Source organism: Streptococcus australis ATCC 700641 (assembly GCF_000186465.1).
Classification (GTDB): Bacteria; Bacillota; Bacilli; order Lactobacillales; family Streptococcaceae; genus Streptococcus; species Streptococcus australis.
Genome location: NZ_GL636091.1, coordinates 30,542 through 57,050 on the forward strand (window position 1 = coordinate 30,542; position 26,509 = coordinate 57,050).

Annotated in this window: 30 protein-coding genes, 1 tRNA gene and 1 pseudogene; all 32 read right to left on the reverse strand. The window is 38.0% G+C overall.

From position 1 onward, the window contains the following. Nucleotide 1 precedes the first annotated feature (1 nt). Nucleotides 2-1,099 carry a sensor histidine kinase gene (locus HMPREF9421_RS00140; RefSeq protein WP_006594979.1) on the reverse strand — a complete coding sequence of 366 codons (1,098 nt, stop codon included), beginning with the start codon at nucleotides 1,097-1,099 and terminating at the stop codon, nucleotides 2-4. Continuing rightward, nucleotides 1,096-1,836 carry an ABC transporter permease gene (locus HMPREF9421_RS00145; RefSeq protein ID WP_006594980.1) on the reverse strand — a complete coding sequence of 247 codons (741 nt, stop codon included), beginning with the start codon at nucleotides 1,834-1,836 and terminating at the stop codon, nucleotides 1,096-1,098. Before HMPREF9421_RS00145 ends, HMPREF9421_RS00140 begins: the two co-directional genes overlap by 4 nt. Beyond that, the gene (locus tag HMPREF9421_RS00150) at nucleotides 1,805-2,722 is read right to left on the reverse strand and encodes an ABC transporter ATP-binding protein (protein WP_006594981.1); all 918 of its coding nucleotides are present in this window, start codon (nucleotides 2,720-2,722) and stop codon (nucleotides 1,805-1,807) included. Before HMPREF9421_RS00150 ends, HMPREF9421_RS00145 begins: the two co-directional genes overlap by 32 nt. Then, entirely contained in the window at nucleotides 2,709-2,906 is a 198-nt protein-coding gene (locus HMPREF9421_RS00155; protein ID WP_006594982.1) for a hypothetical protein, read from the reverse strand. The genes HMPREF9421_RS00150 and HMPREF9421_RS00155 overlap by 14 nt, the downstream gene beginning before the upstream one ends. Beyond that, nucleotides 2,903-3,094, reverse strand: coding sequence for a hypothetical protein (locus HMPREF9421_RS00160; RefSeq protein WP_006594983.1), 192 nt, complete (start codon nucleotides 3,092-3,094; stop codon nucleotides 2,903-2,905). The genes HMPREF9421_RS00155 and HMPREF9421_RS00160 overlap by 4 nt, the downstream gene beginning before the upstream one ends. Before the next feature lie 126 nt (nucleotides 3,095-3,220). Next, a complete protein-coding gene (locus HMPREF9421_RS00165) occupies nucleotides 3,221-3,790 on the reverse strand; it encodes an SP0191 family lipoprotein (protein ID WP_006594984.1) in 570 nt (189 codons plus the stop codon). A gap of 162 nt (nucleotides 3,791-3,952) precedes the next feature. Beyond that, nucleotides 3,953-5,617 (reverse strand): DAK2 domain-containing protein, encoded by a 1,665-nt coding sequence (locus tag HMPREF9421_RS00170; protein ID WP_006594985.1) that lies wholly within the window; start codon nucleotides 5,615-5,617, stop codon nucleotides 3,953-3,955. Nucleotides 5,618-5,619: 2 nt separating this feature from the next. Continuing rightward, complete coding sequence (locus tag HMPREF9421_RS00175; protein ID WP_006594986.1) at nucleotides 5,620-5,985, reverse strand: Asp23/Gls24 family envelope stress response protein; 366 nt, start codon at nucleotides 5,983-5,985, stop codon at nucleotides 5,620-5,622. Nucleotides 5,986-6,140: 155 nt separating this feature from the next. After that, nucleotides 6,141-6,329, reverse strand: coding sequence for a 50S ribosomal protein L28 (gene rpmB, locus HMPREF9421_RS00180; protein WP_001140948.1), 189 nt, complete (start codon nucleotides 6,327-6,329; stop codon nucleotides 6,141-6,143). Between the two features lie 118 nt (nucleotides 6,330-6,447). Next, on the reverse strand, nucleotides 6,448-7,143 hold the full coding sequence (locus tag HMPREF9421_RS00185; RefSeq protein ID WP_006594987.1) for a LiaF transmembrane domain-containing protein: 696 nt from the start codon (nucleotides 7,141-7,143) through the stop codon (nucleotides 6,448-6,450). Nucleotides 7,144-7,147: 4 nt separating this feature from the next. Next, on the reverse strand, nucleotides 7,148-7,594 hold the full coding sequence (locus HMPREF9421_RS00190) for a LytTR family DNA-binding domain-containing protein (RefSeq protein WP_006594988.1): 447 nt from the start codon (nucleotides 7,592-7,594) through the stop codon (nucleotides 7,148-7,150). 177 nt (nucleotides 7,595-7,771) lie between these two features. Beyond that, on the reverse strand, nucleotides 7,772-8,083 hold the full coding sequence (locus HMPREF9421_RS00195) for a hypothetical protein (RefSeq protein WP_006594989.1): 312 nt from the start codon (nucleotides 8,081-8,083) through the stop codon (nucleotides 7,772-7,774). A 519-nt stretch (nucleotides 8,084-8,602) separates the two neighbouring features. After that, nucleotides 8,603-9,388, reverse strand: coding sequence for an ABC transporter permease (locus tag HMPREF9421_RS00200; RefSeq protein ID WP_003013947.1), 786 nt, complete (start codon nucleotides 9,386-9,388; stop codon nucleotides 8,603-8,605). 1 nt (nucleotide 9,389) lies between these two features. Continuing rightward, the gene (locus tag HMPREF9421_RS00205) at nucleotides 9,390-10,184 is read right to left on the reverse strand and encodes an ABC transporter permease (protein WP_003013825.1); all 795 of its coding nucleotides are present in this window, start codon (nucleotides 10,182-10,184) and stop codon (nucleotides 9,390-9,392) included. Then, on the reverse strand, nucleotides 10,181-11,167 hold the full coding sequence (locus HMPREF9421_RS00210) for an ABC transporter ATP-binding protein (RefSeq protein ID WP_003010129.1): 987 nt from the start codon (nucleotides 11,165-11,167) through the stop codon (nucleotides 10,181-10,183). Before HMPREF9421_RS00210 ends, HMPREF9421_RS00205 begins: the two co-directional genes overlap by 4 nt. Next, entirely contained in the window at nucleotides 11,160-11,363 is a 204-nt protein-coding gene (locus HMPREF9421_RS00215) for a hypothetical protein (protein ID WP_003010127.1), read from the reverse strand. The genes HMPREF9421_RS00210 and HMPREF9421_RS00215 overlap by 8 nt, the downstream gene beginning before the upstream one ends. 669 nt (nucleotides 11,364-12,032) lie before the next feature. Beyond that, a complete protein-coding gene (locus tag HMPREF9421_RS00220) occupies nucleotides 12,033-12,317 on the reverse strand; it encodes a hypothetical protein (protein WP_014334291.1) in 285 nt (94 codons plus the stop codon). A 69-nt stretch (nucleotides 12,318-12,386) separates the two neighbouring features. After that, nucleotides 12,387-12,521 carry a hypothetical protein gene (locus tag HMPREF9421_RS11080; protein WP_264081591.1) on the reverse strand — a complete coding sequence of 45 codons (135 nt, stop codon included), beginning with the start codon at nucleotides 12,519-12,521 and terminating at the stop codon, nucleotides 12,387-12,389. Between the two features lie 43 nt (nucleotides 12,522-12,564). Then, the gene (cadX, locus tag HMPREF9421_RS00225) at nucleotides 12,565-12,903 is read right to left on the reverse strand and encodes a Cd(II)/Zn(II)-sensing metalloregulatory transcriptional regulator CadX (RefSeq protein ID WP_040802757.1); all 339 of its coding nucleotides are present in this window, start codon (nucleotides 12,901-12,903) and stop codon (nucleotides 12,565-12,567) included. Between the two features lie 11 nt (nucleotides 12,904-12,914). Continuing rightward, on the reverse strand, nucleotides 12,915-13,529 hold the full coding sequence (locus tag HMPREF9421_RS00230; protein ID WP_002911684.1) for a CadD family cadmium resistance transporter: 615 nt from the start codon (nucleotides 13,527-13,529) through the stop codon (nucleotides 12,915-12,917). Between the two features lie 645 nt (nucleotides 13,530-14,174). Continuing rightward, on the reverse strand, nucleotides 14,175-16,361 hold the full coding sequence (locus tag HMPREF9421_RS00235) for a copper-translocating P-type ATPase (RefSeq protein WP_006594993.1): 2,187 nt from the start codon (nucleotides 16,359-16,361) through the stop codon (nucleotides 14,175-14,177). Between the two features lie 19 nt (nucleotides 16,362-16,380). Further along, nucleotides 16,381-16,830, reverse strand: a complete 450-nt coding sequence (locus HMPREF9421_RS00240; RefSeq protein WP_002908710.1) for a CopY/TcrY family copper transport repressor — start codon at nucleotides 16,828-16,830, stop codon at nucleotides 16,381-16,383. Between the two features lie 401 nt (nucleotides 16,831-17,231). Then, nucleotides 17,232-17,304 (reverse strand) — tRNA-Thr (locus HMPREF9421_RS00245). Between the two features lie 47 nt (nucleotides 17,305-17,351). Further along, a pseudogene (locus HMPREF9421_RS11010) lies at nucleotides 17,352-17,813 on the reverse strand (GNAT family N-acetyltransferase). A gap of 39 nt (nucleotides 17,814-17,852) precedes the next feature. Further along, nucleotides 17,853-18,638, reverse strand: a complete 786-nt coding sequence (locus tag HMPREF9421_RS00255; RefSeq protein ID WP_006594996.1) for an ABC transporter permease — start codon at nucleotides 18,636-18,638, stop codon at nucleotides 17,853-17,855. A gap of 1 nt (nucleotide 18,639) precedes the next feature. Beyond that, the gene (locus HMPREF9421_RS00260) at nucleotides 18,640-19,458 is read right to left on the reverse strand and encodes an ABC transporter permease (protein WP_006594997.1); all 819 of its coding nucleotides are present in this window, start codon (nucleotides 19,456-19,458) and stop codon (nucleotides 18,640-18,642) included. Between the two features lies 1 nt (nucleotide 19,459). Next, nucleotides 19,460-20,452: an ABC transporter ATP-binding protein gene (locus tag HMPREF9421_RS00265; protein ID WP_006594998.1), complete on the reverse strand. Its 993-nt coding sequence runs from the start codon at nucleotides 20,450-20,452 to the stop codon at nucleotides 19,460-19,462. Between the two features lie 276 nt (nucleotides 20,453-20,728). Continuing rightward, a complete protein-coding gene (gene lacG / locus HMPREF9421_RS00270) occupies nucleotides 20,729-22,135 on the reverse strand; it encodes a 6-phospho-beta-galactosidase (RefSeq protein WP_174263572.1) in 1,407 nt (468 codons plus the stop codon). A 213-nt stretch (nucleotides 22,136-22,348) separates the two neighbouring features. Then, a complete protein-coding gene (locus HMPREF9421_RS00275) occupies nucleotides 22,349-24,043 on the reverse strand; it encodes a lactose-specific PTS transporter subunit EIIC (RefSeq protein ID WP_006595000.1) in 1,695 nt (564 codons plus the stop codon). Continuing rightward, nucleotides 24,043-24,360, reverse strand: coding sequence for a PTS lactose/cellobiose transporter subunit IIA (locus HMPREF9421_RS00280; RefSeq protein ID WP_006595001.1), 318 nt, complete (start codon nucleotides 24,358-24,360; stop codon nucleotides 24,043-24,045). The genes HMPREF9421_RS00275 and HMPREF9421_RS00280 overlap by 1 nt, the downstream gene beginning before the upstream one ends. Before the next feature lie 42 nt (nucleotides 24,361-24,402). Next, nucleotides 24,403-25,236, reverse strand: coding sequence for a PRD domain-containing protein (locus tag HMPREF9421_RS00285; RefSeq protein WP_006595002.1), 834 nt, complete (start codon nucleotides 25,234-25,236; stop codon nucleotides 24,403-24,405). A gap of 291 nt (nucleotides 25,237-25,527) precedes the next feature. After that, complete coding sequence (lacD, locus tag HMPREF9421_RS00290; protein ID WP_006595004.1) at nucleotides 25,528-26,508, reverse strand: tagatose-bisphosphate aldolase; 981 nt, start codon at nucleotides 26,506-26,508, stop codon at nucleotides 25,528-25,530. Between the last annotated feature and the right edge of the window lies 1 nt (nucleotide 26,509).

Below are 26,509 nucleotides of genomic sequence, written 5' to 3' on the forward strand. Positions count from 1 at the left end.
CTTATTTCCTTTCTTGATAGGGGATCCGTATTTCTATGCGGGTCGGCTTGTATTGATGACTGATATCCAGCTCTCCTCCCAACAAGGCAATCCGTTCGCGGATTGAGTGCAGGTCCTTATCCGAGACCTTATCAAAGCCGATACCATTGTCTTCTGCGACCATTTCTACCCCTGTTTCGGTGGAGCGATAAGTGAGAAGGGCTTGCGTCGCTTTGGCATGTTTGATCATATTGGTGGCTAGTTCCAGAGACACCATGGCCAGAGCAGACTCTAGAACCGGCGAGATGCTAGCTGTATCGAGATTGTTTTGGATCTCCACTTTGACTTGCGCCACTTCTAGCATTTGCTTGACGGTTTCCAGCTCTCTTGCCAGGGTTCGCTGCTTCAAGTTCTCCACAATCTCTCGGACTTGGTGCATGGACTCTTGACTAATGGCTTGAATCTCTTGCACCTGCTCCTGCGCCTTCTCAACCTGACCCAATGCTAAGAATTGATCAACCAGGTCTGCCTTGACACTGAGCATAGCAAAGGTGTGGCCCAGACTGTCATGCAAATCACGGCCAATCCGATGGCGCTCGTTTTCTGCCAGCAAGAGATTGATCTGGGCATTTTGCTTGGCATGGTCAGCTTTCAACTCTTCCATCATCCGAATCCGAACCATGCCGTAAGTCATGGCATGGGTAAAAAAGAAAATGATGATTAAAAATACCCATTCATACTCCATCGCATTCTGTCTGAAAAAGATAACTCCAAAAAGTAGGAATTGCGATAGAAAAACTGTCCAAAGATAAGGAGAGCGAAAATTGCGAATCTCAAAATGATAGACTAACAGGTTACTGATGAAGAAATAAAACCAAAAATAGTTGGCGTTAATAAAAAGAGTATTTCCTGCTACATAGGCTAGGAGGTACAGCCAATAAATCCAGATCAGCTTTTTGTTTTCAGTAATCAAGATTCCTAGATAGGAAGCAATAAACAAGAGGGCTAAAAAGAAGTGCCAGTAGGGAACCTCACCCAATAAAATAGAGATAAAGGGGAATCCCATAAAGACTAGGCTAGCGTAAAACATATAATGAATACGCTTGAGTTTTTCAATCATGCACGAACCTCAGAATGACGGCGATAGACGATGACAAGGGTAAACAAGACCAAGGTAAACAAGGTTAAATAGAGACTAGCAAAGCCATTGACCTGCCCCTTATTTAAAAAGGTCTTGATCAGTTCCATCAATTGATAGGTTGGCAGGCATTTACCAATAGCTTGCATCCATTCTGGAAAGACACTAATGGGCATCCATAGGCCACCCATGACAGCCAGTCCCATATAGAGGAGATTGCCCGCAACCGACATCAATTGACTAGAAGGAAGCAAGGTCAAGACCAGACCGATAGCTACAAAAGCTAGACTTCCTAGGATGAGAAGGAAGGCTGCTAAGACCCAATCCTGTAGAGACATGTTCACATGCCGCACCACATGACCCACGGTAAAGACGACCCCAATGGATAGGAGAAAGTCTACAAAGAGACCCGCAACCTTTATTAGATAATATTCTACCATAGATACCGGGGTATGGCGCAAGACTTTTTGCCAATTATTGAGTCGATCGGTTTCAAGAACTGTTGGAAAGGAAAATAGAGCCGTAGACATCATGGAAAAAGCCGTCATGGAGAGAAGATAATCCCTCATAAAGTGAGCGGGTGCCCCTGGTGTGTCCTGGTACATCCCTGAAAAGAAGAGATAAAAGGCCGTGGGCATCCCTATTGATAATAAATAATAAATGGCTTGGCGTCTGGTCAAATGCCACTCAACCACGCCGAGAGCTTTCATGCGTTTCATCTTCTCTACCTACTTCCTTTGTATTTTCAAAAATAGAATCCAATAAACTTCGATTGGTCACTTCGATCTCTTGGATCGAGCAGCCTTCTTCTTGCAATCGAGTCCACAAACGATTGGCATCACCTGTCACAACTTGAAGGGCATCAGGTTTTACCGTCACTTGACCAATTCCGTCCATCCCTGCCACTAGAGCTTGGTATCGCAAAGGCAGGGTAAAATGTTTTTCTACCTCTTCACTTCTCATAGCTAGTGGCGTCGTATCTCGAAGCAAACGTCCCTGGTGCAAGACCAGGATCCGGTCAGCTGTATGCTCTACTTCCTCAATGTAATGGGAAGAATAGACAATAGTCACACCTTGATCCTTTAAATGCCCGACAATCTCCCAAAAGCGTTGGCGAGTGGACGTATCCATGGCAGCCGTCGGCTCATCCAAAAACAGAAGACTGGGACGACCAATCAAGGTCAGGACAAAGGATAGGAGACGTTTTTGCCCACCAGACAGCTTACTGGCCAACTGTTTCTTTTGTTCTAGACTAAATCGCAATAAATCATCGATTTCATTGACCGTTAAAGGGTTGGGATAAATAGAGCGAAAGAAACTGATCAATTCCTGCACGGTTAACTTTTGCACGATAGCATTCTCTTGAGGGAGATAAGAAACGCTGGTCTTTAACTGAGGATGACCAGGAGCTTTCCCCTCTACTTCAATGATTCCAGAAGTCGCCTTTCTATCTCCTAGGAGGCAATTCATCAAAGTCGTCTTCCCTGCTCCGTTAGGCCCAATCAAAGCCAAACAGTCTCCCCGTTCAACCCTGAAAGAAAGATCTTCTAGAATCACTTTTCCTTTAATACTTTTCTTCAAGTTCTCAACTCTAATGACACTCATGGTGCTCTCCTTTCAACCAGACTTGGCCAGCTGGAATGATGACATAGACGACCAAGGTCACTCCCCAAACCGTTTGGAAAAACCAGCTAGGAAAATAAGCAGAAAACCATCCCGTCATAACCTCTGTTGCCCAAAGGACCAAACACAGAGCAGCTACCAATCCAATTTCAATTTTCTTTTTCATTGCTCCATCTCCTTTTTAACAGCCTTGACCATTTTTAGCCCTTCTTGAACTGCCCAGCTCATGATGCCAATCCCAGCAAATAATTCCCAAGGGAAATGGTAATAGAGGGTATCATCCTTTGAAAAGATCAAATAGACGACCATCCCAATCACTGTTAACGTAAACACTTTATAGAACCATTGTTTCATTTTTCCTTACCTCTTACTTTCTGACTTTATTATAGCGAAAGGATTAACAGGCTACTAGATGATTTTGTCACTGGCTGACATGACAATTGTCATGGAAAATAAAAAAGGCCGGACAAGAGTCCGAACCTATGGTGCTGGCGTTTCTTCTTTGAAACCGTGGAGTTTTAATCCTGTGAAAACAGTCGATGCCTTGATGTCTTTTAGGTCACCGATACCAAGATCTTTAAAGTAAGATAGGTCTTTAACCTTGTCCCAATCAATGGTTTCCATATCAACAGAGACCGTTGAGGCTAATTTTTTCTCTGGAGTGACCTTATATTCGATACTGAAGCCAGCCATGTCTTTCAAAGCCGTGTATTCTGAATCTGACTGCAAGCCTTCATTAATAATTTTTGTCATCTCTTCAGGACTTAGATTAGCTGAGTTAGTAGCAATTTTTTCTGGCAGGGCCGATAAAACATCTAACTTCAACTTTTGAACCTTATCACCTTTTGTCGTGATGGTGTAGCGATGTTGATTACCATTGATTTCAGCAGTGAGAACCTTGGTTTCTTCCTTTGCCTCACTTGTAACAGTTTCACTTTTTTCTATCGAAGTAGTGGTTGAGCTTTTTGATGTTTCTGTGGACTGGGACTTAGTAGCACAACCTGTCATCACAAAAAGCAAAGCTCCTAAAAAGCAGATTACCTTTTTCATGTGCTTTTTCTCCTATTTCTATTTTTCTAAAGTATAACATATCAAACAAAAATTGTCTAAAAACACCTATCTAATCGCTTTCATAAAACTTTTTTTATCAAAAAAAAGAGCCAAAAAATCATTTTTTTGGCTCTTTTTCTTTCTATTTTTGAAATTTTTTGATTATTCGACGCTAAACAAATATGGGTAAACCGGTTGATTTCCTTGATGAATTTCGACTTCGACATCTTCATATTTAGCCATCAAGTTTTGAGCCAACTCATTGGCTAGATCTTCTTGACCATCTTCACCGATATAGATAGTCACAATTTCACTATCTTCGTCCAACATCTTGTCAAAGGTAGCAGTCAAGGTTTCCATCATATCTGGATTGGAAACAACGATTTTGCCATCGACCATTCCAAGATTGTCGTTTTCATGGATTTCAAGACCATCAATCGTGGTATCCCGAACGGCTGTCGTCACACTACCTGATACAACATCTTCCAATGAAGCGCTCATGCGTTCGTAGTTTTCTTCGATAGACTTGCTCTCATCAAATGCTAGAAGGCTGGTCAATCCTTGAGGGATGGTCTTGGTCTCTACAACAGCTGCAGGTTGTTCAATGACTTCTGCTGCAGATTGAGCAGCCATCAAGATGTTTTTATTGTTTGGCAAGATAATGATATTGCGCGCATTCAACTCTTCAACAGCTTTGACAAAGTCTTCTGTTGATGGGTTCATAGTTTGACCACCAGAGATGATGTAGTCCACACCTTGCGCTTTGAAGATATCCGCTAATCCGTCACCCGCAACGACTGCAATAATAGCATATTCTTTTGCTTCAGCTGGTTTCGCTTGACGCTCTTCTTTTTCAACTTGTGCTTCGTGCTGGTTGCGCATGTTGTCGACTTTTACCTTGACCAAGCTACCATATTTCAATCCTTCTTGCATAACAAGACCTGGATCTTCAGTATGGACATGGACTTTGACGATTTCGTCATCATTAACCACTAATAGAGAATCCCCAAGATTGTTCAAATAGTTACGGAATTCGTCGTAGTCAAAGTCTTTGACATAGGTTGGGCCTTGTTTCAAAGCGACCATGATCTCTGTACAGTAACCAAAGGTGATATCTTCGGTTGCCACATGGCCCGCTACGGACTTGTGGTGCTCTGCGTTGATCATTTCTGACATAGTTGCTGGAGTCGCCACAAATTCTTCAGAAGCGATAAATTCTCCTGTCAAAGCTGATAGGAACCCTTCATAAATGAAGACCAAACCTTGACCACCAGAGTCCACTACACCAACTTCCTTCAATACAGGAAGCATATCTGGTGTTTTGGCAAGAGCTGTCTTAGCTCCTTCAAGGGCCGCACGCATGACTTCGACAGCATCATTGGTAGATTCTGCTTTTTTCTTGGCACCGATGGCAGCACCACGAGAAACGGTCAAGATGGTTCCTTCTACAGGCTTCATTACCGCTTTATAGGCTACTTCAACCCCTGCTTGAAAGGCTGCCGCAAGAGCTGCACCATCCAATTCATCCTTGTCTTTGACACTTTGAGAAAATCCGCGGAACAATTGTGACGTAATCACTCCTGAGTTTCCACGCGCTCCCATCAAAAGCCCTTTCGCAAAGATATTTGCTGCTTCTCCAACAGTTGAAGCAGAGCGATCGGCTACTTCTTTTGCACCATTTTCAATGGTCATCCCCATATTGGTTCCAGTATCACCGTCTGGTACAGGAAAAACGTTCAATGAATTGACATACTCGGCTTGTTTATTTAAGCGAGTAGCCCCTGCTTGGACCATTTCTTGAAATAAACTAGTTGTAATTTTAGACACGATTATTCTCCCACAATTTTAATGTTTTGGATATAGACGTTGACTGTATCCGTTGTGATTCCAAGTTGATTTTCTAGACTGAATTTGACACGCTCTTGAATATTTTTTGAGACTTCGCTAATTTTTGTACCATAGCTCAAAACAGTGTAAACATCAACCGCAATACTTCCTGCTTCCGCTGTTTTCACAACGACACCCTTAGAGTAGTTTTCCTTACCTAAGAGAGCTTGGAAATTATCTTTAATCGCGTTTTTGCTAGCCATTCCAACCACTCCAAAAATTTCAGTGGCTGCACCGCCTACAACAGTTGCGATGACATCATCAGTCAATTCAATTTGACCATCTTTTGTATTGATTTTTACTGTCATAATTTCTACCTCAAAAGTATTTTATATTCTATTTTACCATAAAAGAGGGCGCGTGTAAAAGGGATACACCTTTCTCCTATCGGTTGATACAAATGTCCAAAAAGAGAAAAAATGAAGAAAAAAGAAAAGGATCTCCGAGAGATCCTCATTTCTGATTAAACGCGTTCTACTTTACCAGATTTCAATGCACGAGCTGAAGCCCAAACTTTTTTAGGTTTACCATCGATAAGGACAGTTACTTTTTGAAGGTTTGGTTTTACGGCACGTTTGGTTTGGTTCATCGCGTGTGAACGGTTGTTTCCTGATACAGTCTTACGACCAGTAAAATAACATACTTTAGCCATTCTGTTTTGCCTCCTATTAGATCTAATATTACGGATGTGCTAGCACCACATACCGTACTATATTACCAAAAAAACTTTCTCTTGGCAAGACCTTTGAATAAGTTTTTCTTAGATCGGCTTATGAAAAGGAATTCTCACCTACATAGATGATTTCTAGGTTCCCCAGTGAGACCTCTCCGACGATGTAAAAGTCTTTGCTGGTTAAATTGCTAGGATTTTCCTGGTGTTGGATAGCTGACAGAGAACTTTCTACATTGACATGAACCCGCCAGTCGCTTGGAACATAGAGACTCAAACTTCCAAGGGAAACATCCACCGCAAACTGAGCTGACGGCCCTTCGATCCGGCAATTGTCAAAATAGATAGAAGCTTCTCCTAAGCTCACATCCGCACTTCCGCCCGTAAAATTCTGGTCATTCAAATACTTGGTCACTGTAGAGAAGGAGACATCGATGTCATTGCCAGCAGTTTGGCCATGCGATCCTGCTGAATACAAATTCCAAGTCGTTTTTGCTTTTTTAGAGGGCTTAAAGAGAATATTGAGACCAATCACCGCTAAAATAGAAGAAAAGATGACGACCGAATTGGATACCGGAAGAAAATGGTATTGGCCATTAAGGGAGAACAGGGCCAAGATCCCATATAGGAAGCCCCAGCCAAAGTGCCGCTTCAAAAAACTTGAGAGGGAAAGGACTGCTAGCAAAACAACCCAAGCCAGCGTCCAAATACTGATTTCCCATTTTACAAAATAGCCTTGTAAGAGAACTAGAGCCGCTAGGAGGATTAAGAAAATCCCAATTAATTTATTTTTCATCTTGTTACCTCATTTCCTTTAACCGTTCTTTTAAGAGTTGATAATAGTGTCGGGACACGTGTACCTGTTTATGGGTTTGATAAAAATTCACTGTACTGGTTCCCGAAAAAGATTTTTCGATGGAATAAATCTGCTTAGTATTGACAATGGTCGACTTGGAGACACGACAGAAAGCAACCGGCAAGATCTCTTCCAACTCATAGAGTTTTTGACGAACCTCATAGGCCTCTTCTCTGGTATGACCATAGATCTTTTCACCATCTGTCTCAAAGAAGAGAATTTTTGACACATCTACAAAGTATTCGCTGCGATCCTTGTAAAAGGTCAAGGGTGTCATTTTTTGCTCCAAGATCAACTGTTGCAAGCGGGCGACATCCTCCGTCAATCGAGGAGCCCGAATGATCATTTCTGGCTCATCCATCTGCGTATCTAATTCGATGCGAACTTTCATAGGACTCCTTTCTTAACCTTTGTTAGTAACATTATAACAGCTGTTCAAAATCTTACAAGTCCTTTTCAGTAAGTGGTTATTTTCAGCCACTAAGTGGTTATTTCAGACAGCTAAAAAGGACTTGGTCTGAAGAAATCTCTTCATGCCAAGTCCCTAGAGCGAATAAAAGCGGAAGCATTATTTTTCTTTTGGTGCGTCTGGAAAAAGAAAACCTAAACCAAGACAAGCTAAGACCCCCGCAGTAATCACAACCCCATTTGAAATCGGAAGAAGATCATAGATGGCATTGGCAATGATAAAGCCAATCACTGCACAAATCAAACTGGACTTGTAGTCTTTCTTGAGTGCATTTTCAAGAGTAAAGAAAGCAAACAAGACGACTGGAACCAAGGGCCAAAGATTGGCATCTATTTTTGGATAACCAATGATACTAAAGGTGATGACGGCGAGAGCTGCAAGGATAAATCCAAAACCAATTAATTTTTTCATGATACTACCTCTTTTTGTAATGTTATCAGAAGACTAGCTTCTTTTGATAATACTACTATAGCAAACAGAGGCAAGAGTGACAAGGAAATTTAGATAAGTGGTCAAATTATCGGACTATCTGGTCAAATCTCCGTTCATTCCTAGGCGTTAGAAGACAATATTCGAGGATAACGGAAGGTCAATGAATTACCGTAGAGATGGAGAAAAGGTTTTGGATGCTTTGTCATTTTTGGTACAAATAAAACTTTTCGTAAAACCTGGTTTGACACAGTTGGATTTCAGGTACTTTCAGTTTAGCTTTATATCAACCATCATCAAAATCCAACTATTTTCTTATTTTAAAAAATATGAATAAGTTTGATTGAATGAGGGAATTTCTTTAAATTTTTTCTTAGCACCTATAAGTTAATAATACTATTCTTTAAATTATAGTTTATAATTATCTGATGTTTCAATGACCACAAAACAAAGTACAGCGAATCACTTCCTTTAGTCAAACATATAACTGAACAACATTGTTTATCTTCCTGCACTTTCATATTTTTTCAATCCTTTTCTAAAAATTGTACGACTGATAATAATCAAAAAAACTGTAAAAACTATTTGATAGAAAAATAGGTTCAATGTATCTTTCCCTAAAAATATTAATACTGCAGGATTGGCAATTAATAAATTGGGAACAAATAACATAGTGATCAATCTGTTAATACCTGTAAAAATATTATATGGATACTTAGAAATTCCAATATAATTCAAAAATACATCTACTTTTGAAAATTTAGTTGGGAACCAAAATGAACTAATCGTTATTAGAAACCAAATTGAATAATATATAATACAACCACACATTAAAGAAAGGATATAAAATAATATTTTTAATGAATTTAAATGTACATTTAAATTTCCATAACTTATAAAAATGATCGCAAGACCAAAAAAAGTATTCACGAATTGAACTAAATTAAATGATCTAAAAATATAGAACAACTGAGTATCAAACGGCCTCAATAAAATTTGATCCAAGTTACCACTCAAAATATCTGATTCTAAAATTCCCATACTTCTAATTAACAATCCCATCATAACTCCATCTACAATAGTGTAGGAACCTACCAAAAATAAAATTTGATAATAGTCCCAACCATTAAAAGAGTCTATGTTTAAGAAAATCAATCTAAAAAATACAATAGGTAAACCAATCCACAGTATCGACGAAAATAGACCACAAAAGAAGTCAAAATGAAAATTCATATCAGATTTAAAACCAAAATGAAGTAGCCTAAAAATTACTTTTATTCTAAACATTTTATCCTCCCACATTTGAGAAGTGCTCCACTCCTTTTCTCAATATGAATCTTGATATAATATAAAAAATGATGCACCAAATCAATTGAATACAAATAATTCTCAAATAGTCTATTAATTTATATGTATCATTACTAAACATCTGAAGCGGTTCATATACTAAGTATTTAAAAGGTAATACATCTAAAAACAGACGAAAATTATTTGAAAAAAAACTTAAAGGCAATAATATTCCTGATAAAAACTGAATTACTATTTCTTTAACAGTAAGGACAAAAAATATATTTTCTAACCAAAAAGAAAGCATACCTACACAACATGATATTAAAAACCATAGAACCATAGATAGAATAATTGCAATACTTCCTAAAATAAGAATTTCAATGGTTAATAACTCATTCTTGTAATAAACACTGGAGAATAAAATGACAGGAATGATGATAAATAATAAATGAGCAAGCCTATCTCCAAGCATTTTACAAAAATAATACTTATAAAAAGTAACAGGTTTTATTAATATGCTAAAAAAATTTCCTGAATGAACATCGTCATTGATTTCCCAATCAACTGGATAAAAAACAAAATATGAAAAAATTATAGTCCCCAAATAGTATTGAACCATTGAGGTAAAATCATATCCTGCTATATTTATCTGGTTACTCTGATATATATACGTCCATAAAAATACTGATATCATAATTTGTATACTTGCCTGTAACATTAACAATAGTACACTTGATTTATAGTTCAAAATAGATCGAAATGATATCAGAATAATAGACATTTCTTTTTTCAATTGTGCTCCTTTTTTGTAAAATAGTTTTGTAAAATAATTTCTTCTAAAGAAAGATTTGATATTTCAAAATCTTCTATATCTACAAGCTTATTGATTGATTCTAATGTCTCAAAGACAAAATCTCTAGGTATTTTTAGTATACATTCCGATTTTGTTTGAGAAATGACTACTACTCCTTTAACAGAGCATAACTCTGGTACCAAATCTAATGTCATTTTTATCTTTAAATATTTAAAATCAGAAAATTTAGATAAAATAACATCCATTGACTCCTGCAAAATAATTTTTCCTTTGTCAATGACGATTAATTCGTCACAAACAGACGAAATATCATCCATATCATGACTCGTTAAAATAATAGTAGTATGACATTCTTCATTCATTTTCTTTAAAAATGTTCTGATATCTTTTTTAGACTGTATATCTAACCCTATAGTAGGCTCGTCTAAAAATAATATTTCCGGACTTGTTAAAGATGCCGCGATAAACTCCATTTTCATTTTTTGTCCAAGAGAGAGGGTCCGGACCTGCTGGTAAAGCTGATCTTTTACATTCAACAAATTGCTTAATTCCTGAATTCGTTCTTGTAAAATCGCCGGTTCTACCTCATATAAAGTACCAATCAATTGAAAATAATCCATAGCCGAAACATCTTGAAATAACTGTAATTTATTTCCTACTACTATTGAAATTTTTTTTCTAAAATTTATACTTCTTTTAAATGGAATTTCTCCATTCACTTCTAATTTTCCGGAACTAGGATAAAGAGTCCCAGTCAACATTTTAATCGTTGTGGATTTACCAGCTCCATTACTCCCAATAAAGCCAACTATACTCCCTCTCTTAATCGTAAAACTAATATCTTGAACAGCTCGAATCGTTATTTGATTACGTTTCAAAAATCTCTTGATAAATGGGAGTCTTGAATCAAAATTATAAAAATTTTTAGATAAATTCTGAGCATTAATAACTATTTCACTCATATATCTCTCCTTTCGATAAAATATATTTACTTGTACTTTTTCCATACTTTACCAAAATGCTAAAGATTGAGCTAAAATCTTCGGGATGGGTAAAATAATATTTGTCTTTAAAAAGTTTCTCAAAACCTTCAAGGCGATTATTGAAATCATTAAATTTTGTATTGTCTAGCTGGTTGAATGTCTCTTTAATATCCATAAACTTTCTCCGTGATTCTTTATTTCACTTTATAAATAGAAGAGTGTCTATATATTTATAGATCCTCAAGAACTTGCATTTTATCAAGTATAAGTAGAATAGTATGTAAGGGTTTACATATTCATATTATATGATTATGTAAGGAATCCGTCAATTTTCCACATTATTATATGACAAAATGTATTTTTTAAAAATGCAAAAATCTATGAGCAAGATGTTTGACTTCCTTTTTTAAAGTATATATACTTATATTAACCTTAGAAAAGAAAAAATGTTTGAACAGATACTCAATAATAATTACTTTTTTAAAATTAAAATTCGAACTTTAAATTTTTATCTTTTTTATATTATTGAGTAACCTAAATTGCCCAATTTGTAAAATTTAGCTAGACAAAAAAAGACATCCAAGAGAAATTTCTTAAATGTCTGTAAACGTTGATATAAGCGTGTTGATTAACGTTTTGATAATTGTGATGCTTTACGAGCTTTCTTAAGACCTGGTTTGGAAAGTATGGGTTTCAGTTGGACTAAAAACAGCGTATTATCAAGGCTTTTCAGAACGATATCTACTGATTAATTTCATAAAATCTGAATCAATATTTTTAAAATAGGGGAATAGTTTAGGTCTCTAAGCATTAAAATAATACACCTAACTTTGGTCACCGTTTTTTAGTTATTCACTCTTTTTTCGGATAGTGTTTTTAAAGTTATGATGTAAAATGCCGCAATTAAAACACTATACATCATAATCGGAGGATAGAGAATTAAGGATAGAATCAATCCCACTCCTTTAATTATTAGGTCAGGTATCAATAACTTCCTATATTGTGCGGTAGCTTCAAGTAATTCTTTCTGATCTATATTGGGTTTATCAATTACTTTATGTAAAAACCAGTTTGCTACCGTTGAAACAATAACAATCAGTCCATAAAAGAGCTGTGCCGTATGATTCATGAAATGACTACTAACTATTCCAGTAGCATAGGGCATAAATGAAACAAAAAATAAAAGATACAAATTCTTTCAAATTTCTCCCTTTTCAACTTGGCTAACTTGACCTGCATTACCTAGGTCGCTTTGCTTTAAATTATACTTTTTTCTTAAACATTTGATACGAGTAGGTATTTCTTGTGAGTAATTTTCATCAAAAAATTTCATATATAATCTCCCTATAATCATGGAAAAGTAGTAAAAATAGTTGTTATCCTAGTTGATTAAAAAAATCTCTGATTTCCTCATCTTTTATAAAATAATATATAATTTTCCCCTCTCTTCTAGTGCCCAAGATGTTTTGATTGGCTAGTTTACGAAGATGGTGGGAGGCAGATGCCATACTGAGATTTAATAAACAGGCTATATCGCAGACACAGAGTTCTTCGACGGCAAGGAGATAAAAGATGATATTTATCTGTTTATTATCGGTAAATTTTGATAAAATGCGAAGTGATTTTTGGACTTTTTCCTTTTCAAGGTAGTTCGTTGCGGTTGTAACATTTTGTTGATTTATAACATCCACTTGACAGATACTATCTTTTTTCATAATTTTTTCTCCTAGCCTAACACAGCCCATAGCATGTCAAAGCTGTTGTTTTCAATCAGGATATACATCCCCAATCCTAAATAGACAACGGCAATAAACCATCTGCTATATTTTTCCAAAGTTTCCCCAACAGAAGGGACTTGTGCTAATTTTTGGGCAGAAAAAACCAAGAGATAAATCATGACTAGAAAAGTAAGTAAAGTCACTATCAAATTCGCTAAATTTAAGGTGGTAAAATATGGGACAAAGACACCAATATTGTCAGCGCCACAACTTGCAAAAGTAATCATAGCGACTAGAAAAATCAGGTTTTTATTGTCTTTTCGCAAACCATCTTTTGCAATAGCTTCTCCATCAGAATCTCCTAAAAGCAAAACTTTGAGGCCTAGGAAAATTGGAATCAAACCGAGTAAACCTAAAATCTCTTTACTAGGAATATAATTTAAGACAAATGCAAAAAGCAAACTTAGGAATATTAGACTAACAGAGCCTAGAAATTGTCCTAAATAGATGTTAATGATGTCCTTTCTGCTTTTTCTTTTGGCAAAAAATAACATTAGGATAATAAGTAAGTCTACGGCTGTCCCAGAATACAGGATTATTGAAGTAACAATATTTTGAATCATAAAACACCTCATTCAAATATATTTTTGAATGTATTCTAACATTAAACTTTGTAGATGTCAACTTAAAATCCACCAATTAATAATTGCATGTCAATATTTGTATTGTGAAACTAGTTTCAGAAATATATAGTCTTAAAGTATGTCCACTGCCAAAGGTTTTTTCAATATTTAAGAGGAGATTTATAATGGTTCATTTCTATAAATTTATAAACGAGTTATATATTTTGTTTAACCAATTATTAACTATTTTTATCAATAATCACTTCATTAATTTGTACTTTTTAATTTTGATTTATTTTTCGTGCATATTTTATATGAATTTAATTCTAATACATTTTAAATAAAAAATACGCAATTTTAATTGGCACTGACCCCCGTAAATGAGAATTAAATAAAAACACCTCCAAGTTGGAGACGGTGGTATTATTGTCAAGAAAATAGAATAACAAGCTATAAAACTGTCGAAATAGGTGGCTTTTAGGATTTTAAAAGAAATCAGTTCTATAATAAATTAAAAATCGTGTTGGTAGAAAAATCGTCTACTTCTACCAACACGATTTTACAAAGAGCCAGTACTTACATCTCTTTTTCTCCTGTAAAACTATTGTATCTTGATACTTTAAGGAGTTTCAATCATTCAATCTGTTAACCGTTATTTTTTGGATCTAAACTTAACAACATCGCATTAATGGCGACGATGACTGTTGACACAGACATTAGGATTGCTCCTAATGCAGGGCTTAATGTGATACCAATAGGAGCCAAAATTCCTGCAGCTAGAGGGATAGCTATAAAGTTATAACCAGCTCCCCAAAATAGGTTTTGTTTCATTTTACGAGTTGTTTTGTGTGCTAATTCAATGAATGATTCAATATCTCCTGGATCGGATTGAGTCAATATGACATCAGCTGAATCCAATGCAACTTGAGTTCCAGCACCTATAGCTATACCAACATCTGCTAAGGCAAGAGAAGGAGCATCATTTACACCATCACCTACCATGATAACTTTCTTTCCTTCATCTTTAAGTGTTTTAACTAACTCATATTTGTCTTGTGGAGATTGATTTGATCTATATTCAATCCCTAAATCTACTGCCGCGCCTTGAGCCGCTTTTTCATTATCACCTGTTGCCATAATTGGTTGAATATTGTTCTTTTTAAGAGCTTTAATTAACTCTTTACTCGTTGGTTTTAATTCGTCCCCTAAAGCTACAGCACCAATGGCATCATCGTTTTCTACTAAGATACTAAGAGTTGCTCCTTTTGGAATAGCCATATCAAGATTACGTCCATAGGCTTTTTGACTAATTAATTGGTAACGGTGCCCACCTGCTTTACCCTCTACTCCAGAACCGGAAATCACATCAATCGAATCAAAAGATGCTGGACGTATATTTTGCTGCTCGGCGAAACTTACAATTGATTGAGCAATTGGGTGGCTAGATCCTCCTTCAATACCTGCCAATAAGGCAATGATTTCCTCTTTTGTATATTTGTCATTAAGAAGTTTTACATCTAATACTTTAAATTCACCAGTTGTTAAAGTACCCGTTTTATCTAAAATCATCACATCTGCATCTTGAGCTATTTCTAAGGCTTGGCGGTCTTTTACTAGTAAGCCACGGCTAGCTCCTAAGCTTGTGCTACGGGCGGTTACCAATGGAATAGCCAGACCCAATGCGTGCGGACAAGCAATAACTAATGTAGTAATAGTAAATATAACTGCCGTTGGGATATCTCCAATAATCATCCACACTACAAAAGCAATTAGCGAGACAATAACAGCAATATAGAAGAGCCACCCTGCAACCTTTTGAGCAATATTTTCTGCTCTGGAAGGCTGACTTTGAGCTTGGCTAATTAAATTCTGAACTTGAGAGATGAAGGATTGATCACCTGTCTCATTCACTTTAATATAAAGAACCCCTTCTCCATTTGTTGAGCCCCCGATTACTTCATCGCCAGGGCCTTTTTTAACTGCTTTTGATTCTCCAGTCAAAAGAGCTTCATTTAAACGTGATTCGCCACGCTCGATAATCCCGTCTGCTGGCACATTTTCTCCGGCTTGAACACGAATTAAATCACCTACCTTTAAGTCAGCAACTGGACGTGTTTCAATTGAATCGTCTTCTAATACAACGTGAGCATCTTTCGGCACTAACTTAGCCAATTCTGCTTGTGCGTCTCCTGCTTCTCCAATAGCTTTCATCTCAATCCAGTGACCTAATAGCATGATTAATAGTAATGAAGCAAATTCAAAGAAAAAGTCCATCACGTGTTCACCCGTTACGTAGGTAATGATCACAGCATAAATACTGTATAAATATGAAACACTTAAACCTAAAGAAACGAGTGACATCATTCCAGGTTCTTTTTGTTTAAATTCGTCAACTGCACCTTGATAGAATGGACGTCCACCATAAATAATTAATATAGTAGATAAAATAGCTACTACAATATCAGAATATGGAAAAGTAAACTGGAATGGTAGTTCAAATCCATGCAAAGGGACTAAGAGCATAATAATGATTCCTAGTGGCAATGACTTTAAGAAAAGTTCCTTAAAGCTTCCGTGATGATGGTGGGCATGCCCACTGTGTCCGCTGTGATCATGTCCACTGTGCCCGCTGTGATTATGTCCACTGTGCCCGCTGTGATTATGTCCACTGTGCCCGCTGTGATTATGTCCACTGTGCCCGCTGTGGTCATTCCCACTGTGCCCGCAGTGATCATGCCCAGCATGATGTACTTGATGTTGATCCTTATGGTATCCATGTTCATCTGTGATTCCATGCTCGTGTTTTAACTTATCCATGTTGTCATTATTCATTTTAAATTCCTCCTTATGCTTAATGATGATGTAAATGACATTCGCATTGTCCTTCTGGACAATTGCAATCCACTTCTTCTACTGCGAAAGATTTTTTCATCTCTAATATTTTTTCTAGTCGATCTATATCATCGAAGCTTAAAACATGATCTTCAATGATGCTTCCTATTACATTTCCGACTTTCTTATTGCAAATACGGTTAAAAATATCTTCTGCATAATCCCTTACGGCTTCTGTCTCTTCAATATTGGCAGTGTAAATAAACTTTCTACCTTCATGCTCTGTATTTAGTACGCCTTTTCCAACTAATCGACCTAAGATCGTTTTGATAGTGGATTGTGTCCAGTCCATTTTTTCTTGCAATACGGAAATGACTTTTTTACTAGTTACTCGATCATTTGCCCAAACTACACGCATGACTTCCCATTCTGCATCTGTGATATAAGTATTAAATTCTATTGTGCTCATTCTCCTTCCTCCCTAGTCGTCTACAGATGTAAACGAATATGTTTAAAATAAGTTTACCATTGTAAACGAATTATGTCAAGTCTTTTTATTAAATTCTCACTTTTTGGGGTCAGTCCCTTAAAACATGCTATTTTTATAATTGATAAATATTAATAACTAACTTTCCGAAAAATAAGTATTTTCTGGAAAGATAGTTTTGAGCATTTCTAAAATAGCTCTAGAATATTGATAAAGTCATTCCCATATTAGCTAAGACTCGATTATACATTACAAGAGAATATTAACGATGAGTTTGAAAACATCCGAAAACTTTTATAATAATTTGGTACAAATTTTGGTACAAAAAGTGATTCAACATCAAAAAAAGCCTATCACAATAGGCTTTTTCTTGTATCATTTGATGCCGATTGCAGGGATCGAACCTGTGACCTACGCGTTACGAGTGCGTTGCTCTACCAACTGAGCTAAATCGGCGATTACCCTTATAGTATAGCACTATAAGGAAGGATGTCAAGGGATTCTTAATTCATCTTTTTAATCAAAATCTGACAAGGATTTTGAGGCCCCCACAGTTGCGGAAAAATCTCTAGTTTTTTAAAGCCAAGACTGCGATAAAAGACATTGGTTCGGTCATAATCTTTATTAGAGCCTTCTGCCACTGTTTTCACCTGCAAAAAATCAACATTTTTGCCAGCTTCACTCTCTAAAGTAGCAAGCAATTGACTCCCAATTCCTCTACCTTGATGAGCTTTTTTTACACCGAGACAATCAATTTCTGCACAATCTTCACTAGAATAGGACAAGCTTACAAAGCCAAGCAAATTACTCTCCTAAAAGGCGGTCCACACCTTCAAGTCCTTGGCTCCTTCGATGTAGGCTTGCGTGCTTTCTGGTATTCCAAACCATTCTGGCAAATCCTTTAAAACCTCAGCGACAACTGCCATTTTTTGCTCTTCATCCTTAACTTCTTTAATAACAAGCATCATAAGTTCCTTTTCTTGATTTTAGTCTTACTTTAGCTCTTACGAACCTGCACTTTCGTAGGCATCTAACCCCCTGTCCCAAAGTTTCAGAGAGATGCAAAAAAAGATAAGAGAAATCAGAATCAAACCACCAATATTAAAGAAGACATCCTTGTCCTGCAAGAAATAGCTGGCAGGATAGTAGGCCGTAAAGGCGAAAGGCACAATAAAGCTAATTAACCAACGAAGGAGCGAATTGTAAATGGAAATCGGGTACTTGGCAAAATCATTAAACATATAAAAAATGTAAATCATGGCACCTGACTGCTTGGTCCAAAAAGCGATGCTGGCTGTTGCAATTTTCAAGGAAGTATAAATCAAGGTCGCAAAAGGAATACAAACTAGAAAAATCAGGAATTTGGGAAGAGTCCAAGCAATGCTAGTCGCCGTTGTCGTTAGTAAGATTCCACCGACCAAAAGTTCACCCAAGGCATCAATCTGAAAGGTCTCTACCAAAATATGAAAGAGGGGATTGATAGGACGAGTCAGATACTTGTCAAACTCCCCTTTTCGAACTAGTCGTTGACCTAAAGCCCAGAGATTGTCAAAAAAGAGGTGATCTAATCCCTTTGGAATTAAGGAAAATCCATAGATAAAGGCAATCTCTTGAAAGGTCCAACCTTCTAGCGAGGGGATGTGTTGAAAGAGTACATTGAGAAACAAGAGGTTTAGGCCTTGAGTCAGAAAGACTCCCAACACACCAACCACAAAATCAACTTTGTATTCCATGATTTGCTTGATGTATTGTCTAATAAAAATCAGATGCATGCGTTGATATTTTTTCATCCTAACCTCCCTGAATGGTGATAAATGACTGGACTCGTTTCCAAATCAACTGAGACAAGCCCACCATCACTATAAGCCAGAAAAGCTGAAGCAAAAGTGCTTGAAGAATCTGACTGGCATCGTATTTCCCAACAATGATCATAACCGGAGTGTAAATCAAGGATGAAAATGGCAATAAGGAGAGAATATCTGAAACCACCTTTGGAAAAAACGTCAAGGGAATCAAACTGCCAGACATAAAGGCCACTATTGAAGTCTTGAGTAGATTGGAACCCCATAAATTTTTAAACACAAAGGCTGAAAAACCAAAACAGATATTAAAGAAAAAGTTAATCAGATAAGCCAGAGTCAAGCTAAAGAGATAAAGGACAGTTAATCCCAGCACTTCTACAATCCCTTGACCAGATAAGATTTTCATCAAAACAATGACACTTAAAAATGGCAGTCCAACAGAGATAAAAATCAACCACTTGGAACCAAGCTCGGTGAAAAGATAAGAGGTCGAAAAATGGACTGGTCTCAGCAAGCGCATGATAATAGAGCCATCTTTTACCTCATCACCAATCGTAAAGGAGCTATCAGACCTGGTCAAAAGATTGGTCACAAAACTCATGATGATGTAGAGGGTGATATCCGCCATACTGAAGCCCTGAATCAAAGGCTCCTGGGAGGAGTCAAAGACAGCCTTCCAGAGATAGAAAGCGACAAAAGCCCCCATGACATCACCAATCCGATAGAGAATAAAGTTGACTCGATAGCTAATCAACTCCTGAATCCCTGCATTGATAAAGGGTTTATAACGTCTCCACAATTTGACCATCTTAGAGCTCCTTTCGATAGAAGCGACGGATAATATCTTCAATATCCGTATCTACCATCTTCAAATCACGGACTTCAAAATCAGACAGGGTTTGCTTGATAATATCGGCTGACTGGTAGCGGGAACTATCGAATTCAATATTGAGAGTATTTCCTTGTCTATCAATGGACATATCAGGTAAGCCTTCATAGTGAGAAAGGAGGTGACTTTGACCTGGCGTCAGTTCAAAGGAAAGAGTCTTCATCTTGCCAAAGGTCTCCTTGAGCTGGCTAACCGTTCCATCAAAAATCTCTTGTCCCTTGTCAATCATAAAAATCCGATCACAGAGTTGCTCAATATCACTCAAATCATGAGTAGTCAAGAGAATAGTTGTCTCTTCCTCCTGATTGATCTGGGTGATAGCACGTCGAATGTTATCCTTGACCGACACATCCAAACCAATAGTCGGCTCATCTAAAAAGAGAACTTTGGGATTGTGAAGCAAGGAAGCCGCAATATCCGCCCGCATCCGTTGACCTAGTGAAAGAGTCCGCACAGGATCCTTGATAAATTCCTTCAAATCCAAAACTTCATTCAAAAAGTCCATGCGCTTATGAAAAAGCGAGTCCGGTACATCATAGATCTCTTTCAAAACTGTGTAGGTCTCTTGCAGTGCCAAATCCCACCATAGCTGGGTGCGTTGTCCGAAAACGACTCCAATATCCTTGACATAATCTTGGCGATTGTCCTGTGGAATCTTGCCGTTAATCCGACAAAAACCAGATGTCGGTTTCAAAATCCCTGTCAGCATTTTGATGGTTGTCGACTTTCCAGCACCATTTGCCCCGATAAATCCTAAAATCTGCCCTTTTGGAACTTCAAAAGTTAAATCCTTGACCGCTTCAAAAGTCTGCTTTTCAGGATGAACAAAGGAGCGCAAGGCTCCCTTTAACCCCGGCTCCTTAACTGTCTTCACAAAATTTTTCTGAAGATGTTGCACTTCTATCATTGCCATATCTATCTCCCTATCGTAAGAAGCAACATTGTATTTTTGACTACAAATATTCTAAATCCTTACTTTCTACACTTTTTCAATATTATTACAGAGGGCTTTATACCAACCTATTATAATCTAATAAAAAAAGGAATGCAAGCGTTTGCTTATTGATTATGAAATTAGAGATTTCTCTCTTAAAATGAAACTTTTAATCAAAAATTCTGTTAAATAGTTTCCTTAAGACACCAAAAAAGACCTACCCTTACGGATAAGCCTTCTTACATGTTTATTTCTTTATTCAATTACTTGGCTTTCTGCTACTTTCTTGTACCAATGAGCCGATTTCTTCGGATAGCGCTCTTGGGTTTCAAAGTCCACATAAAAGAGACCATAACGTTTTTCGTAACCATTTGACCATGAGAAAACGTCCATTAATGACCAGATGAAGTATCCTTTCACAACTGCACCATCTGCAATCGCATCTGAAATAACTTCCAAATGTTGCTTCACGTAATCAATACGACCATCATCGTAAACAGTGTTATCCACAAACTCGTCTTTATATCCAAGACCGTTTTCTGTGATATAGATTTTCTTATAGTTTGGATAATCTTTCTTCACACGCATGATTTGGTCATACAATCCTTGAGGATAGATAATCCAGTCCCAGTCAGTGCGAGGTACATAGTCAGGAGCTACACGACGACCAACACCTTTAATTTGGTACTTAGAGCTTCCTTTTTCCCCTTTACCGTTGTGGATGATTTCAGTTTCACCATCAAATGCTTCCATCCAATCACTCATGTAGTAGTTAATTCCAAGGAAGTCATTCAGGTCTTTAGCTGCTTCAAGTGCCACAAAGTCTTCGTCTCGAAGATCCAACTCACCACCATTGACGGATAAGATGTGGTTTACACCTTCCATGGTTGCATCTGAGTAGTGTCCAAGGTAAGTAGCATCTAGAATAAACTTGTTATGGATGATATCTTCCAATTCAGCCGCCCGAACGTCTGCAGGATTTTTAGGATCCAATGGATACTTAGTTGGAAGGGCGTGAACAACCCCGATTTCACCTGTATATCCTTTGTCTTTGTACAATTTCACAGCACGCGCATGAGAAACCATCATATTGTGGTGTGATTGGAACACTTTGGCAAGATCATACTGAATGCCTGGTGGGAATTTACCGACTAAGTATTGACCATCACCGATTGGGCCAATTTCATTGAAGGTTGTCCAGTAGTTGACTTCTGGAAATTCTTCGAAACAGAATGCAGCATAATCTACGAAGTGTTCGATATTTTCACGATTCAAGAAGTCTCCGTTTGAGTGAAGAGCTTCCGGAGTATCAAAGTGGTGAAGAGTTACGAATGGTTCTACATGACGTTTATGACATTCTGCAAATAACTTATGATAGAATTCTACCCCTTTTGGATTGACTTCACCATAACCAGTTGGGAAAATACGTGACCAAGCAATAGAAATACGAATTCCGTTTACGCCATATTCTTCCGCCAACTGTAAGTCTACTGGATATTTATGGTAAAAATCACTAGCTGGTTCTGCTGTATACCAATAGTTATCAGCTAAGTATTTGTCCCAGGCAACAGGACCTTTACCATCTGTATGCGTAGCTCCTTCTGCTTGATAGGCAGCCGTTGCCCCACCAAAAATAAAATCTTTAGGAAGTGTTTTTGTCATTTTTTCACCTATTTCTTGATTGGATAAAATGAAAAGTGAGGGGAGAGGAGTTAGTGAGCCATCCATCTCCATCTCACTTCTTGTTCCAAGCCACCGAATTGTGACATGAGGAGGTAAAAACGATATATTTTTACCGACGAATTAACAAGGCGATTAGGAAAATCGCCATAGCGATTTCCGTTACGATAGGAGACTGTTTCACAGTCCCTATCGTTAATCGAATTGCGCCTGAACAAAGGCAAGAGCGCCTTTACCATCACGAGTCAACTTAATGTATTGAGCACCTTCTATCTTCGCCAATTTGATGCCTAGTTTATCTGTTTCAGCCTTCATATCTTCGAAGTTGGAAGCAACCTGAGGCGCCAAGATAACAAGGTCAAATTCTGGCAACATTTCACGGTGGGCTCCATAGCCACCTGCTGCAGCTTTAACTGGAACTTTATACTCTTCTGCGGCTTTATTCAAAGCATTGGCAAGAAGACCACTTGTTCCACCACCCGCACAAAGAACGAGGACGTTTGTTTCTTCAGTAATTGTATTTTGTGCTTGTTCTACTCCAGCTTTTGCAAGAATAGCATCTGCTTTTGCAGTGTTAAAGTTTGCAGCTACTTTTTCTTTTAATTCATCATTAGCTTTACCTGAACGTTCTTCTTCAAGAATTTGTTCATCATAAACCTTGAGGAATGGATAGTAGATAGCAGTATCTACTACAATTAACAATGCTGCAAGAGCGAATGATAAGAACTGGAAGTTTGTACCAAGAACAATACCAAGAGGTCCTGGTGTAGTCCATGGAAGGTTGGCAGTAAATGAGTTCATGCCAAGTGTTTCAATAAAGAACTTAAAGATCCATACGTTTGCAATTGGTGCAAAGATGAATGGGATAAAGAAGATTGGGTTCAAAACAAGCGGTGCACCAAACAAGATTGGTTCGTTTACACCGAAGAATGTAGGAACTACTGAAGCACGTCCAATAGCACGATTTCGTTTTGATTTACATAACCACATAAACATGAACGGAACAACAAGAGTTGCACCAGTACCACCCATAGTGACGATAAACATTTGTGTACCAGATGTAAGGATCTTATCAGCGTGCATACCTTGTTGAAGAAGGTTTAAGTTGACTTCGGCATTTGCATAAGTAATCGCTGCAATCGCAGGCTCAACGATAGATGGGCCGTGAATACCAATAAACCAGAAGAATGCAAAGGCACCGAAAATAATCGTAATACCAACATAACCGTCTGCTGCTGAGAATAGAGGCGCAAGAAGAGTACCAATAGATTCAGCTACTGTTACACCAAGACTACCCTTCACAATCAGTTCAAGTCCATAAAGGAGAACGACAGATACAGTGAATGGGATCAAGTCTTTAAATACTTGAGAGATATTTGGTGGAACTTCGTCTGGCATGCGAATAGTAACATTATTTTTCACACAGACTTTGTAAACATTAACGGTAACGAAGGCTGCAATAAAGGCTGTCAAAAGACCTTTTGTTCCCATGAAGGCAGTCAGAAAACCTCCTTCTTTCGCTGGTTCAGCTGCCATTAAAAGGAATCCAACCATAGATGCCAACATGGTTGACAAGAAGTTGATCTGGTTTGTTGCAGGTAAATCACGATTGACAGAATCTGTCAAAGCTTTGGCTGTGGTTCCACCTACGAAGAAAGCCAGAATTCCCATCGAATAGCTATAAGGTGTCATTAAGAAGTTTTCAATTTCTTTTGACCAATGGAAGCCCCATGCATTTGGGACGTAAGCAATCAATATAAAGATAGACGAGAATAAGATCACAGGCATCCCCGCGATAAATCCATCACGAATCGCACGCAAATATTTATTACGAGAAATCTTCTCGAAGAAAGGTTTTCCTTTCTCAATTAATTCAATTAATTTATGCATTATTTAGCTCCTCTTTTGTATAGTTCAATGAGATGATGAATCACATCTTTTAATAGGATCGTTGTCATTAAGTGGTCCTGTCCATGCATCATGGTAATGCTGTAGGGGAGGTCTTCTCCTGCTGCTTCTTGCGCTAGCATAGTTGTTTGAGACTTGTGAGCCTCTGCGATACAGCTTCCTGCTTCTTCTACCAAGCTTTCCGCTTGAGCGAAGTCACCCTTCTCAGCCACCTTGAGGGCCTCCAAGAGTTTAGAACGAGCATCCCCTGCATACGCAACGATCTCAAAACCTAATAGTGTCATTTCTTCTTTGGTCATGACTAATTCCTCCAATTTGAATTTCTTAATTTTTAAAAGTTGTTACAATAATCGTTGAATGTGCAAGACCAGATAGACCCGTTCACTCTTGTATAAGTCAACCCCGGTCTCCCTAGAAATCACATCATAAATCTTGGAACCAATCTCAAAGGCTTTGGGATAGGAGCTTTTGATATGTTCCTCCATATCTAGAAGCGATTGATTGTCATCCCGATTGCGATCCAGGTAATCCAAGAAGTAGTTAAGATGAATCATGAAACGATCATAAAAGTTGTTGTTGGTCTCGGTTCGTTTGATTGAATAACTATCCAAAACCTCTTCCACACCTTTTAAGATTTCTTTGCGCTGGTCCATGGAATCCACGACCTCCGCTCCATTTTCACCTTCTGCATTGATGAAATGATAGGCGATGCGAGTGACCTCATCTTCAGGGAAGCTAGTTGTGAGCTTCTCCCGATAGATGTCTACTGCCTCTTTGGCAATCTTAAAAGCCACTGGATAGTTCTCTGAGATATCCAAAAGATTACTTTCCTTATACCTGCCTTGAGTCACTGCCTGGTAAGAGCAAAACATGTGGTCTGTCAAGGTCACATAGATATATTCTTGAACGGGGTAGTGATACTTTTTGCTCAAGTAATCAATCATCTCGTAGGTCACTGTGATGAAGTCTAATGGAACATTTTTTAGCAGGGTCATAAAGTTCTCTCGGGATTCCTCTGTTTTCATCCGAAAGAGCTTTTCTACCTTTTCTTTAGGGACTAGGTCGCCCTTCTTTTTGCCAAAAACGATTCCTTTTCCAATGACAATCAGTTCTTCCCCTTTGTCATTCCTCACCAGAGCAACATTGTGATTGAGTGGATTTAAAATCCGATACATGGTACTCTCCTTGCTAGTTTATTTAAGGTTAAGGGTATAAAAAATGACCACAAATGAGATCAGAGAGGTCTCTCCCCGATTCATCTGTGATCATGCGTAATCTAACTTACTAACACTCACCTTGTATTCACTTATGGATTAAGTATAGCACACGCTTTTGTTTTTGTAAACCCTTTCTTAACAACTTTTTAACTTTTTTGTTTTTTTCTAACAAATAGCTGTTTATAGCTGTCTTCTCTGGGCTCTTCAAGGAAATTCGAACGCCCATTGTTAAAGGAGTGGTCTACACTTTTAAATGCGCTCTTTCCAAGAAGTTGCGACTTGGTCCAAGACTTGATTGAGCTCTTCAATATTGCGACGACCTTCGGTACGCAACCATTCACGAGCTGCCTCTTCGCCATTCTTGATGTAGGCTTCAACTGATCCAGCCCAAGTAGCACGGCCACAAAGGACCCCGTTGAAGTTTGCGCCTGCTTCATGCGCAAAGACTAAGGTTTCTTGGAAGAGTTTTGCAGAAACACCGGCACTCAAGTAGATGTATGGAAGCTTGGTTGCTGCTTCTTGTTCTTTAAAGAAGGCTGCAGCCTCTTCACGGCTATGAACGATTTCCCCATCGCCAAAGCCTTCAACGTATTTAACATTGACTGGAACTTCTACCTTCAAGACATCGATGTTGAAGCGTGGGTCTGAGAAGACTTTCATCGCTTCGATGACTTTGCGAGGTTTCACTTTAGCGTATTCTACAGAACCTGCATCAGCGATTGTTTCATCGTAAGCCAAGATTTCAAGGAAGAATGGAATTTCTTCTGCCGCACATTCTGAACCGATGCGTTCGATGTAGGCTTGTTTTTCTTGGTTGAGTTCTTCTGCACTATCCACATCATAGTAGAGCAAGAATTTCACTGCATCTGCACCTTGTTCTTTGATGCGTTTAGCTGACCAAAGGTTGAGGCAGTCTGGTAGACGCTTGGTGCTTGAAGTGTCGTAGCCTGTTTTTTCATAAGCCAACAAGAGCCCTGCTTCCGCATCCAAGACCTTAGTTGCTGGAAGTCCATACTCAGGGTCCAAGAGCATAGAAGATGCGAATGGTGTCAATTCTTCAGCCACTAGGACCTTCAATTCTTCCATTTGAGCCACTGTTGGTTCTGTGTCTTGATACTGAGCCATGAGGCGTTTCAAAGCGCCACGTTGGTCAAAGGCCAAGGCTGAGATTACCCCCTCTTTGGTGCTCAATTTTTCTAAATAGTTGCGTTTTTGTTCTGTTAATACCATC